We start from the raw sequence: 12,565 nt of genomic DNA, 5'->3' as shown, positions 1-12,565 counted from the left end.
CTAATTAACAGGACTACCGTTCGTCCACAAGATCCTTTCAGGAGGATAATAAAAAATTAAAGGTAAAACTAAGCTAGTCACCTTAACTAGCCACCAACTGCCAGGAGGCTGGGATCTCTGCAACCGGCACCCCTTCTCTTTCTAGTTGCTCCACTAAACTGGTCAAATCAGAGAAGTTTTCCAGCACAAAGTAGGCCTCTGGGGTTTCTCCGGTTTTATAGGGCTGTACTAATAAGTCTTCCAGCACCATAGGTCTCCAGGCGTTTTCGCTTTTCAGAGCTAATTCGGCTTCAGGGGCGTTTGACAGTAAGTTGGCCCCAAACAAGGTCACCTTTCTGTGTTCATCGCGCAATAATCCATTGCCTAGCACATGCTGTGCCAACCGCCATAACAAATCTGTAACGGTGGGGTCTTTGTACGCTAAAGACAATTCACCCAGGCGTTGCATGAAATCGGCCACCTCTGGCACTAGTAACCAAGGCAACTGACTGAATACATCCTGAAACATGTCATTTTCGCCCTGCAACCGCAGGTCTACATCTGGGTGCACGCGCAGCGACGTAACCGCTGGAAACTTCTGCTTGGCCCATCTGGCCAGCACTTGTCTGGGTCGCAATGGTTCTTCTACCGCTACTAACTCCCATGGAGTGTGCTGGCGTAAGTGGAAGTTTACCTTTGTGAACTCGGGAATAAAATAAGCTTTCAGTTCCAGCGCGTTAATCCCGTTCCAAAAAGGCGCGGAGACAGCGGCAGAAAGTGCTTCTGCCCGCTTGGTGTACAAGATGTTCCAGGTTTGTTGTTGCTGGATGGTGTACTGATGATACTGTTGCTGATACATGGCTTACGTACATAAAAAAAGCCTGACTCCGTTTACCGGAGCCAGGCTTTATATGGGGTTTGTTTATTTCTACTTCAATTAGTTAGATATAGCCCATACAGTCCTTGCTCCGGTACGCTGCGCGTAGGGTTTGCAATTGACCATAATGAGTGATAGGGCTATTGTTCTCATAACTAAAACTAATATATAGGATTCCCTTTATAAAAGCAATTATTTTTACGAATATTTTTGAATCGGGTTGCAGCCTGTTAGGAAAGAAGCAATGTAAACACGGCAATTGCTATGTATTCCGTCCTCCTTGGAAGGAGGACGGAATTGATTTATCAAGCCTTCCGCGCCATAGATGCTAAAAGCGCCATAGATGCTAAAGCGCAACAATAAAGTAATATTGGTATCACTTCCACCTCAAGCCTTAAGCTAGCTCTTTCCTGAGCTCAAAAGTTTTCCGCATTTTCTTGATCATGCGCTCTGATTCAGCAAAGCTGAGGGTTTGGGCACCGTCTGAGGCGGCTTCCTCGGGCTTTTCGTGGGTTTCGTAGATGATGCCATCGGCTCCTGCCATGATGGCCGCCAACGCCATCGGCTCCACGTATTCCCGTATGCCGATGCCGTGTGAAGGGTCAACAATTACCGGTAAGTGGGTTTTCTCTTTCAGAATAGGAATGGCGTTCAAATCCAGCGTATTGCGGCTGGCGGTTTCATAGGTTCTGATACCGCGTTCGCAGAGCATCAGCTTTTCATTTCCGCCGGAGAAGATGTATTCCGCGGAGTACAGCAACTCATCAATGGTGCCTGAAATGCCACGTTTTAGCAGCACGGGCTTGTCTACTTTCCCCAGTTCATCCAGCAGGTTAAAGTTCTGGGTATTGCGGGCCCCAACCTGGAAAACATCGGTGTAAGGTTCCATCTCTGCAATCTGGGAGACCTGCATTACCTCCGTCACTACCTTGATACCTTGGGCACGGCACATGTCATAAAACAACTTCAGGCCTTCAATCCCAAGACCGCGGAAGGAATACGGCGAGGAACGCGGCTTGAACACGCCGCCCCGCATGAAGCGCACGTTGTTCGCCACCAAATGCTGGATGGTTTTCTCAATCTGGTCTTCGTTCTCAATGGAGCAAGGCCCGGCCATAATAGTGAACTCCCCTTCCTGCACTTTCAGGCCATCGCCGAAGTCAATAACGGTTGGGTTTACCTTCCATTTTCTGGAAACCAGCCGATAATCATCAGACACAATGTGAATGTCTTTGATACCCCGCAAATTCCCGATAGTCCGTACGTCAAACTCGGCTTTGCCGGTGCCTACCAGGTAATGCCCCGCCTGGGTCACCACCTCGGTGGTTTTGTACTTCAATTCCTTTGCCTTTTCTACAATGGCCGCCTTGTCCTCGGGACGTATATCTGAATGTAGTTGAATTAACATTTTTGTTGATTTGGAGATGTGGAGACTTGAAGATGTGGAGATGGGTTGATTAGGAGATTTGAAGATTTGGGAATTTGAAGATTTTGATAATTGCATCATCTACACATTTCCAAATCTCCTCATCTGCACATCTATTTCAGGGTTTTCAAGAAAGAGCGAACATTCTCTCGCACTTCCTGGGGTTGCTGTAAGGCTTTGATGAAAGCACTGCCGATGATAGCGCCATGCGCGGAAAGGCAGGCCATTTCAAAAGAGGGCTTGTCGCTGATACCAAAGCCGATGAGGAGCGGGTTTCTTAGTCCTAGATTTCTGACTTTAGAAAAATACGCTTCCTGGGCTGCTCCGGTTTGCACCTGACTGCCGGTGGTGCTGGCGCTGGATACCATGTAAATAAAGGAGTTGGTGAGCGCGTCTATTTGCCGGATTCTCGCCTCCGAGGTTTGTGGGGTGATTAGGAAAATGAGGCTAAGGCCGTGTTTCTCCAGAATGGGCTTGTATTCTTCCTCGTACTCGGCAAAAGGCAGGTCTGGGAGAATGAGGCCGTCTACGCCAACGCGGGCAGCGTCTTCGCAGAAGCGCTCGAAGCCGTACTGCATCACGGGGTTCAGGTAGCCCATAAGAATAATGGGGAGCGTAACTCTCTCTCTTACCTGGTCTAGTTGCTGCAATAACTTATTGATGGACATTCCGTTCTCCAGCGCTACCTGGTTGCTGGCTTGAATGGTAGGTCCATCGGCAAGCGGGTCTGAGAAGGGCATTCCAATCTCCACTAAATCCGCCCCGGCGGCTTCCAGTTCTTCCAGAATGGTGACCGTGTCTTCTAGTTTAGGGTAACCAGCGGTGAAGTATATGTTCAGTAGATTTCCGCTTTTCTCCTGGAACAGGCGCGTGAGTCTATTTTGAGGCATCTTGTTGTTCAAAGTAAGTGAGAATGGTATTGAGGTCTTTGTCGCCGCGGCCCGAAAGGTTCAGCACCACCACGTCATTGGGGCTAGCTTGGATTTCCTTTAAAGCGGCTAAAGCGTGGGAGCTTTCAATGGCGGGAATGATTCCTTCCAAGCGGCTCAGCTCACGCAGGGCTTCCATGGCATCAGCATCGGTGATGGCAATGAAACGGGCGCGGCCGGTTTGGGCTAAATGCGCGTGCTGCGGGCCTACGCCCGGATAATCCAGTCCGGCGGAGATGGAATAAGGTTCGGTAATCTGGCCGTCTTCGGTCTGCATGAGCAGGGTTTTGCTGCCGTGGATGATACCGGTTTTGCCTAGCACCGAGGTAGCCGCCGAATGGCCGGAATCTACCCCCAAGCCCGCTGCCTCTACGGCAATCAGTTGTACACTTGGCTCATCCAGAAAATGGTAAAAGGCACCGGCTGCGTTGGAACCGCCACCTACGCAGGCTACCACGTAATTTGGTAACTCGCGTCCCTCCTTCTCTAGCAGTTGTTTTCTAATCTCTTCTGAAATAACGGACTGGAAACGAGCCACCATGTCCGGGTACGGGTGCGGACCCACTACGGAGCCAATGATGTAATGCGTGTCCTCGGGGTGATTAATCCAGTCGCGGATGGCTTCGTTAGTAGCGTCTTTCAAGGTCTGGGAACCAGAGGTAACTGGCACTACGGTAGCACCCAGCAGACGCATTTTCTCCACGTTAGGTTTCTGGCGCTCGGTGTCAATCTTGCCCATGTACACAATGCACTCCAGACCGGCTAAGGCACACACCGTAGCGGTGGCCACGCCGTGCTGACCGGCACCGGTTTCCGCGATGATTCGCTTTTTTCCCAGGCGTTTAGCCAACAGGATCTGCCCTACCGTGTTGTTGATTTTGTGGGCTCCGGTATGGTTCAGGTCTTCCCGCTTCAAGTAGATTTTGGTGTTGTACCGCTCAGAAAGGCGCTTGGCGTGGTACAAGGGCGTAGGCCGACCCACGTAGTCCCGAAGCAGTTCCTGCATTTCCTCCTGAAACTCGGGCTCCTGGATGATGGTCAGGTATTTCTCCCGCAGTTCTTCCACGTTAGGGTACAACATTTCCGGGATGAAAGCCCCCCCAAATTGGCCATAATAGCCGCGTTCATTTACTCCGTATTCCATTCCTTTGGTATGTATAGCTTCAGAAGCGTTAAACAGCATCTCTGTTGTTGTGCTGCTTCTATAAACAAGGTTTATTCTTTAATGGCCTCAAAAAACTGCTGTAACCGGTGTATGTCTTTCAGGCCGGGCTGAATCTCAAATTTACTGTTCAAATCAAGGCCGTGCAGTTGCGGCAGATGCAGGGCTTTTATCTCTTCCACATGCTCCAGGTCAATGCCGCCGCTCAGGAAAAAGGGAACATCCAGGGTGTAGTTTTGCAATATCTCCCAATTAAACCGGATGCCATTACCGCCGGGGTTGGCGCCGCTGGCATCAAACAGAAAGTAGTCGCAGCTATACGCGTATTCCTGCAATTGCCCGAAGTCAAAGTCCTCGCCCACCCTAAAGGCTTTCATCACGGCCAGGCCGGTGTCTCTTACCTCTAGGCACATCTCAGGGGACTCATGTCCGTGCAACTGCACCATTTCTAGCCCCAGTTCCGTAGCCTTCTGCAAAATACCCTGGGCCGATTCGTCTACAAACACCCCCACCTTTTTGGCCCCTTTCGGGAAAACAGACGAGAAAACCGCCCATTGGGTGGTGATGAACCGGGGTGACTTCTCGTAGAAAATAAACCCCACGTAATCTGGCTCAAGCAGCAGGAGTTCCTGAAGGTTCTCGCTGTACTTCATGCCGCACACCTTTATCTTAAGGGAATTTTCTGACATTTTATCTGTACTAATAAGCTGTATTTCTAAAAGCGACAAAGAAAGAGAATGACTCAGAAATTGCCGTTTGTTCAGGTGCTATGTTCTCTGCTTATTTTCCTGAAAACAGGTTTAAAACAATGTAATATCTTTTTATGTAATCGGATAAAAAAGATATGTCTTCTTCTCTACTCTGTCATCCTGAAAGGATCTTGTGGGCGAACTAGATAAGCTGTAAATAAGCGCCATTGCCGTTCGCCACCAAGATCCTTTCAGGATGACAGAGAGATAGTTTTGCTCGTCCTGCTCCTTGTAGCAAATCTACGCGATAAGTAATTTACTTTGAAAAGCTTAGCTGACTTACTACGTGTAGTTTCTTTAACTCTTCCACAAAAGCCAGACAGGCTTTCTCCGGGCGGCTGTGACGCATAAAGGTCTCCCCCATCAGGAAGCCTTCATAGCCGTATTGCTGAAGCTCGAGAATGCTTTTCGCCTCGCTCAACCCACTTTCAGATACTTTCACGAAGTCATTGGGAATGTACTGGGCCAGGTCGATGGACGTTTGTAAGTTCACGGAGAAATCATGCAGGTTGCGGTTGTTCACGCCTATCAAATCTACGTGAGGTGTGATGGTACGCTCCAATTCTTCTCGGTCATGCACCTCTAGTAACACCTCTAACCCAAGTGAATGGGCAAACTGCGCTAATTGGCTTACCTCTTCTTTAGAAAGCACTGCCGCAATCAATAAAATAGCATCAGCGCCAATGGATTTTGCTTCCAGAACTTGGTATTCCTCCACCACAAAATCTTTCCGCAGAATAGGGCAGAAATTGAATTTACGGGCGGTGGTCAGGTCTTCGTTTTTACCCCCGAAGAAATTTGAATCCGTGAGGATTGACAAGGCCGAGGCACCCGCCTGCATATAACCAATGGACGTGCGTTCTACCGGCGCGTACGCGTTGATGGTGCCTTTGGAAGGAGACTTCCGTTTGAACTCGGCAATGATGCCGGTCAGATCGGGGCGCTGCACATATTTGCGGAGTGATACCGGCTGCGACGGAAAGTAAATGCTGCGTTCCAACAGAGCAGTAGGCACCAGACTTTTGCGATCGGCTACTTCCTGCCGTTTGTGGGCAATAATCTTATCTAAGATGGTGGATGACATATAAGGGGTTAAGCTAATAAGGTTCTAAATGTTTTCAGGGCCAATCCGGTATCCAGCGAGTGCCGGGCCTTTTGCAAAGCTTCCTGCAAGGAAAGACGCTCATCTGAGCAGTAAATTCCTAATCCGGCATTGGCGACTACGGCATCCTGTTGGGCAGCCGTTCCGCGGCCTTCCAGCACGTTCATGAAAATCTGCGCCGAATCTTCCACGGAAGTACCGCCGGCTAAATCGCTTTCCTGGTAAGTGGGTAACCCTAAGTCAGACGGCTGCAGAATCTGCTCGCCCTCTGGCGTGACCATTTTAAACGGTCCGGTCAGGGAAACCTCGTCATACCCATCCAGTGCGTGCAGCAGCACAAAACGTTTGCCGGTCTGCTGGTAAAGGTACGTATAGAGGCGCAACAGTTCTAAACTGAAAACCCCTACCATCTGGAAATGCGGCTTGGCCGGATTAATCATGGGGCCCAGCATGTTGAAGAAGGTTTTCACGCCCAAATCTTTCCTGATTGGGGCTACTTCTTTCATAGCCGGATGAAACAGCGGTGCGTGCAGGAAGCAGATGTTGGCCGCTTCCAGTTTGTTTCTTAACGCTGTGCTGTCATTGGTAAAGTTGTAGCCTAAATGCGCCATCACGTTAGACGAGCCACAGATAGAAGAAACCCCGTTATTGCCGTGTTTGGCTACTTTGTAACCAGCCCCTGCCACCACAAAAGAAGCCAGTGTAGAGATATTGAAGGTGTCTTTGCCGTCGCCGCCGGTGCCGCAGAGGTCAATCACCTGGTCGGTGCCCAGTTCTGGGAGCAGGCACAGTTCCAGCATGGCTTCCCGGAAACCCTCCAGCTCGTGCACGGTGATATTGCGCATGAGGTACACGGTCATGAAAGCGGCCATCTGGCTGGTGTTGTACTGGCCCCGTCCGATATTAATGAGCACCTGTTTGGCGGTTTCCTTGGAGAGCGCTTTATGCTCAATGAGTTGTTGCAGTACTTGTTTCATAGCGCAAGAGAGGCAGCAAAAGTAGTCCATTGATTCACGCGCTTGGTTGGGTTTTGCAACCAGTTGTTCAGCATTTCCTTGCCGAATTCGGTGAGTATAGATTCTGGGTGAAACTGCACGCCGCACACATCATATTGGCTGTGCCGAATGGCCATTACCTCGCCGGTTTCATCAACGGCCGTGATTTTCAAAGCAGCAGGCACTGAGTCAGGTACTACCGTCCAGGAATGATAGCGGGCCACGTTGAAGGTAGAAGGCAATTGCTTGAACATAGGTTCACTAGTATTAACAACCCGCATGGTAGAAGACACGCCATGAAACACCTCCTTCAGGTTAGACAACTCCGCCCCAAACGCTTCGGCAATGGCTTGGTGACCCAGGCAAACGCCCATAATACGCTTGGTTGGTGCATATTTTTGCAGCAAAGCGGGCATGATACCAGCCTCACTGGGTACTCCCGGCCCCGGCGAAAGCAGAATGACATCGTACTTTTCCACCTCTTCCAGGCTAATCTGGTCATTGCGGAATACTTCCAGTTGGTTTTCGTAGCCCAGCTCTCTGAGCAGTTGCACCAGGTTGTAGGTAAAGGAATCGTAGTTATCTAAGACAAGGATTTTCATGGCACTAAAGGGTTTGTCAGGTGTCTGGTTTGTTCTTCTTCTTTTCTGTTTTAGGCCCTTTTTTCTGATAATCGGCCTAAATCAGCTTTCCTCTTTCTTTATATAGTAGCGGCTTTCTCCAAAGCCTTCCGCAAGGCGGCTAGTTTGTGGTGCACTTCGTTCAATTCACTTCTGGTGTCTGACTTAGCTACCACCCCAGCCCCGGCCTGGAAATACAATTTGTTTTTCACGCTCAGGAACGACCGAATCATGATGGCATGATTGAAATCTCCGCCGAAGCCTAGATACCCAATGCAGCCGCCGTAGTAACCGCGTCCGGTTGGCTCTAGTTCATCAATTAAAGTAAGCGCGCGGTGTTTTGGTGCGCCCGACAAAGTACCTGCCGGAAACGTATCAGCTACCATCTGCACCGAACCGTGCGCCTGTGGCAGGTTGGCAGTCACTTTGGAAACCAGGTGAATCACGTGCGAATAGTACTGTACTTCTTTGAATACTTCCACGTTCACGTTGTCACCGTGGCGGCTGAGGTCGTTGCGGGCCAGGTCAACCAGCATCACGTGCTCTGAGTTTTCCTTGGGGTCATCGTAGAGCTTCTGCGCCAGCTCAGCATCAGCGGCGTCATTGCCGGTGCGCTTAAATGTGCCCGCAATGGGGTAAATGGTAGCTACGTCGTTCTTAATGGTTAACTGCGCCTCGGGCGAAGACCCGAAAATCTTGAAGTTGCCGTAGTCAAAGTAGAACAGATACGGCGATGGGTTGATGGAGCGCAGGGCGCGGTATACGTTGAACTCATCTCCCTGGAACGACTGCGAAAAGCGGCGCGACAGCACAATCTGGAACACGTTGCCCAAGTGGCAATGGCGTTTGCCCTCTTCTATGATGCGCAAGAACTCCTCATCAGTCTGGTTGGTGATTTCCTCGCCAGTAATTGCGAAGTGGAACGCTGGGAAGTTCTTGTTTTGAATAAGCGTCTCCAGTTCATCCAAACCGTCGTTTTGGGGCTGATTTCCGAAAAAGTGCTCAAAAATGTACAGCTCGTTTTTGAAATGGTCAATGGCAATGACAAACCGGAAGGCCTGGTACAGAATCTCGGGCATTTCGGCGTGCGCCGATTCTTTCTCCCGCAAATCTAGGGTTTCATAGTACTGTACCGCCTCAAACGACATGTACCCGAACAACCCGTTCTGGATAAACCCGAAGGGGCTGGCTTCAGTTTTAAACGACTCACAATACGATTGGAGCAATTGTACCGCATCGCGCTTCTGCGCCAGTTCCTGCTCTTCTACCGTGCCGTCTGGGTACGAGCGGCGCAGCATATTGTCTTTCAGCCGGAACTCAGCAATGGGTTCGCAGCAGATGTAGGTGAAACTGTTTTCCTGGCCGTGGTAATCAGAGCTTTCCAATAGCAGGCAGTTGCGGTACTTGTCGCGGAGTTGCAGGTAAATGCCCACCGGCGTCACGGTGTCGGCGAGGAGTTGGCGGTATTGCGTTTGTAAGGTGTAGGTCTTCATAAAAGGAATAAAAAAAGGCTTACTGTTTTGGTTGAACAGCAAGCCTCTTATAGTGTAGGCAAGTTTAGTTTAGGCAATGGCCTGCTGTTCACACATTTTCCAATGGGTGCCACCAACAATTCTTTCCGCTAAACATCACTCGTTTCATTCTGCTCTTTTATTATCAATTCTGAACACGTTAAAAACACCAAAGGCCCGGGTGAATCCGAGCCTTTAATTATAGTACATTTCTGCACAGCAAGCGGTTCACCCATCAGTTTTGACGTGTGTGCCACCAAGCGTTGTGCGAGAATTGTGTCTTGTTCATGTTGCAAATGTAGGAGCCAGGAAATGATTTGCAAGAAAACGGCAAAAAAAAAGATGCATTTTCCTGAAAACAGGGTAAATACCTGCGGTTTCCTTACTTTTAACCTGTGCTGCACTCCTCTGCCCTTCGCGCTTGCTTTTCCCTGCTGCTGGTTTGCTGGCTAGGTTTTACTCCATTCCAGACCATTGCGCAGTCTACCTACACCTTTGAAACCGAGGCGGCAGCCGATAGCGTCAACCAGTTCAGCCGCCGCCTGCCGTGGCTGGCGGCGGGCGGAGCCACCGTGTACGTAGGCGGCCTGGCCCTGCTGAACCACGCCTGGTACCAGGAAAACGAGCAAACCCGGTTCCATTGGTTTAATGACAGCCACGAGTGGAAACAACTAGACAAAGCCGGGCATTTCTGGGGGGCCTTCCATGAAAGCCGCCTGGGCGTTGATTTGCTGCGCAAAGCAGGCGTCCCCGAAAAGAAAGCCATCTGGTACGGCGGTGCCCTGGGCTTTGTGCTGCAAACGCCCATTGAGTACTTTGACGGTCGCTCGCCTGAATACGGCGCTTCTCTCTCAGACATTGCCGCAAACGCGGCCGGTTCACTGGCGGTCATTACGCAGCAACTGGCTTGGGGCGAAGTCCGGCTTACACCCAAGTATTCCTTTCACCGCACCCGCTACGCTTCCCTTCGGCCTAACGTGCTGGGCAAAGGTGCGTCAGAGGAGTTTCTGAAAGACTACAACGGCCACACCTACTGGCTCAGCGTAGATTTAGCCAAGTTCCTCTCCCCTTCCAGTCGGTTCCCCAAATGGCTGAACCCCGCCGTAGGCTACGGTGCCGAAGAAATGGTCTACAATGACGAGGATGCCAACCGCGCCCTGGGCTTACACGCCTACCGGCAATACTACCTCAGCGTAGACCTAAACTGGCAGGCCATTCCCACCCGGAGCAAGTTCCTGAAGCGAACGTTCTATGTCTTATCCATCTTTAAGTTTCCGGCTCCAGCTTTGGAGTACAATAAAAGACAGGGATTGAAGATGCATGGGGTATATTTTTAAGGTGAACCTGAGTTATAGTTGATTGTATATACCGCAAGTTTGAGCGCAGCGGTAACTTGTGGTTCCCTTTAGGGCCAGTTTGCAACTGGCAAAAGTTGAGCCCCGCTAAACTTGTGGCATGAGTGCTGTAACTTGTTTCAGACCAATTACAAGGGATCAGATAGGGAATTAAGAAACGCAATGATGGCTTTCTGTTCCTGCGCACTCAGCTCCAATGGGTCAGCGGAAAGCGTCTGGTGCTCCAGTTCCAGCCCTAGACCTGCCCCTCCGCCCTTATTATAAAAGTCCATTACCTCTTCTAATGTCTTGTATGCGCCATTATGCATGTAGGGAGCAGTTCTAGCAATGTTCCTCAAAGTGGGAGTCTTAAAGGCGAACCTTAGTTCTTCGATCTTGTTATGGCTGTATCTGCCTTCATCTGGATCAATAACGGGCTTTTTGCTTTTTGGAGACTGCAATACACCCAATACCTCCCCTTCGGTGGTAGAAAAAGAAGGTCCGGCGGTGCCGTTGAACAGGGGCATGAAATGACAGGTTCCGCACTTCCCTTTGCCCATGAACAGATTGAAGCCGGTTATTTCTTCTTTGGTCAGCTGCCCTTCCTCTCCACGCATGTACAAATCAAACCTGGACATGAAGGGAGACAGTGATCTCACATAGGCAGCCAGGGCCATCATCACGTATCTTGGTTTAATCTCCTTCTCCATGGTTGTGAAAGCGCTGGCAAAAGCCTTGACATAGGTGGGGTTTTCATTCAGGCGAACCGCTGCTTCTTCTACGGAGGCGTGCATTTCATCTTTATTTGCGATCACATCCATGGCCTGGTTCTCCAGCGTAGGCGAGCGCATGTCATAGAATTGCGCATGTTGAAAGCCCGCATACAGCAGAGTAGGCGCATTTCTGCCCACAAATTTGCCTTGGTGCAAGGCCTCGCTTTTGGGCAAGCCGTCTGTAAAGGCAAGTTCCGGTTTGTGGCAACTTCCACAGGTACGAGTCCCGGCTGATAGAATGGGATTGTAGAACAGGTCTTTTCCTAAGGCTACTTTCTGGGATGTAGACCTCGCCTCCAGGGTACCCACAAAGAAATTAGGGTTCAGCGCATCCTGGTCGAACAGCGTAGCTGCGGAAGGCTTCAGCGCTAAGGCCGCCTCTACTGGTGGAATACCTAGCTCTTTCTGCCAATCTGCCATGCCTTTGGTGATAGGGTTGGCGTACTGTTTTAGGAAGGTCATCCGGTCAAAGGAATCAAAACTATCGCTTTGCTTTGTGTAGTTGATTGCCTGGGTTAAAAGCTGACGTAGAGATGGGTTCTCCCCGAAAAATGAAAGTACCTCCTGCAAAGATGCCAGCACTACAGCGGTTTCTTTTACGCCTGTTTTTGCTAAAGGAGTGTCAAAACCGGAAATCCCTAAGATCATAGTCCTGAATACTTCCTGACGGGTTGCGTCCAGAATATGCCCCTCCGTCAAAATGGCTTCGTCTAGAATAAGGCGGGTTCTCTTGAACGTGGAAAGAAAGGCTTTTACTTCTCTAATCAACTCGGGCCGGTCTTGCTCCTGCAAGCCTGGATATACATATTCCTCTATCACCTGCAGGCCCGAAGGAGGGAAAACCCGGGTTTCCTCTATCTCTATTTCCGGCAGAGGCGGACCGTTCAGTTCGCGGCTGGCTGTAGGAGCGTAGTACTCGGTAAACCATTCTATTTTCTTGTACGCCCTCCGGGAGCGGAGAAAAGCTTCCCTCACTTCAGTGGGTTTCCCGTGGGTTGCCATCACCAGCAATTCCTTCTCAGCCACTATCTGCAAAGAATCAAAATGAGAAACTAAGTGCGCCTTTACTTCAGCTGCAATATCTTGCTTTTGCGTTGGCTGGGAGCAA

At 50.2% G+C, this 12,565-nt stretch carries 11 protein-coding genes; 1 reads left to right on the top strand and 10 read right to left on the bottom strand.

The window, feature by feature from the left end; all coding sequences use genetic code 11:
* Positions 1–82: 82 nt before the first annotated feature.
* From ACY0JR_RS15205 to ACY0JR_RS15165, 9 genes are all read right to left on the bottom strand, one after another.
* Complete coding sequence (locus tag ACY0JR_RS15205; protein WP_462634969.1) at positions 83–838, bottom strand: hypothetical protein; 756 nt, start codon at positions 836–838, stop codon at positions 83–85.
* 412 nt (positions 839–1,250) lie between these two features.
* Complete coding sequence (aroF, locus tag ACY0JR_RS15200) at positions 1,251–2,264, bottom strand: 3-deoxy-7-phosphoheptulonate synthase (RefSeq protein ID WP_462634968.1); 1,014 nt, start codon at positions 2,262–2,264, stop codon at positions 1,251–1,253.
* A gap of 131 nt (positions 2,265–2,395) precedes the next feature.
* The gene (gene trpA, locus ACY0JR_RS15195) at positions 2,396–3,172 is read right to left on the bottom strand and encodes a tryptophan synthase subunit alpha (RefSeq protein ID WP_462634967.1); all 777 of its coding nucleotides are present in this window, start codon (positions 3,170–3,172) and stop codon (positions 2,396–2,398) included.
* Positions 3,159–4,355 (bottom strand): tryptophan synthase subunit beta, encoded by a 1,197-nt coding sequence (trpB, locus tag ACY0JR_RS15190; protein WP_462634966.1) that lies wholly within the window; start codon positions 4,353–4,355, stop codon positions 3,159–3,161. The genes trpA and trpB overlap by 14 nt, the downstream gene beginning before the upstream one ends.
* A gap of 71 nt (positions 4,356–4,426) precedes the next feature.
* Positions 4,427–5,062, bottom strand: a complete 636-nt coding sequence (locus tag ACY0JR_RS15185) for a phosphoribosylanthranilate isomerase (protein ID WP_462634965.1) — start codon at positions 5,060–5,062, stop codon at positions 4,427–4,429.
* 316 nt (positions 5,063–5,378) lie between these two features.
* Positions 5,379–6,206: an indole-3-glycerol phosphate synthase TrpC gene (trpC, locus tag ACY0JR_RS15180; RefSeq protein ID WP_462634964.1), complete on the bottom strand. Its 828-nt coding sequence runs from the start codon at positions 6,204–6,206 to the stop codon at positions 5,379–5,381.
* 8 nt (positions 6,207–6,214) lie between these two features.
* Positions 6,215–7,201, bottom strand: a complete 987-nt coding sequence (trpD, locus tag ACY0JR_RS15175) for an anthranilate phosphoribosyltransferase (protein ID WP_462634963.1) — start codon at positions 7,199–7,201, stop codon at positions 6,215–6,217.
* Positions 7,198–7,821 carry an anthranilate synthase component II gene (locus ACY0JR_RS15170; RefSeq protein ID WP_462634962.1) on the bottom strand — a complete coding sequence of 208 codons (624 nt, stop codon included), beginning with the start codon at positions 7,819–7,821 and terminating at the stop codon, positions 7,198–7,200. The genes trpD and ACY0JR_RS15170 overlap by 4 nt, the downstream gene beginning before the upstream one ends.
* 98 nt (positions 7,822–7,919) lie before the next feature.
* Complete coding sequence (locus ACY0JR_RS15165) at positions 7,920–9,332, bottom strand: anthranilate synthase component I family protein (RefSeq protein ID WP_462634961.1); 1,413 nt, start codon at positions 9,330–9,332, stop codon at positions 7,920–7,922.
* 413 nt (positions 9,333–9,745) lie between these two features.
* Here ACY0JR_RS15165 and ACY0JR_RS15160 point away from each other — a divergent pair, with 413 nt between their 5' ends.
* On the top strand, positions 9,746–10,687 hold the full coding sequence (locus ACY0JR_RS15160) for a DUF2279 domain-containing protein (protein WP_462634960.1): 942 nt from the start codon (positions 9,746–9,748) through the stop codon (positions 10,685–10,687).
* Between the two features lie 146 nt (positions 10,688–10,833).
* Here ACY0JR_RS15160 and ACY0JR_RS15155 read toward each other — a convergent pair whose 3' ends face one another.
* A complete protein-coding gene (locus ACY0JR_RS15155; protein ID WP_462634959.1) occupies positions 10,834–12,483 on the bottom strand; it encodes a cytochrome-c peroxidase in 1,650 nt (549 codons plus the stop codon).
* Between the last annotated feature and the right edge of the window lie 82 nt (positions 12,484–12,565).

It is taken from the genome of Rufibacter sp. JT3400010 (assembly GCF_054956755.1).
This window is presented reverse-complemented; position numbering and strand designations above follow the sequence as displayed.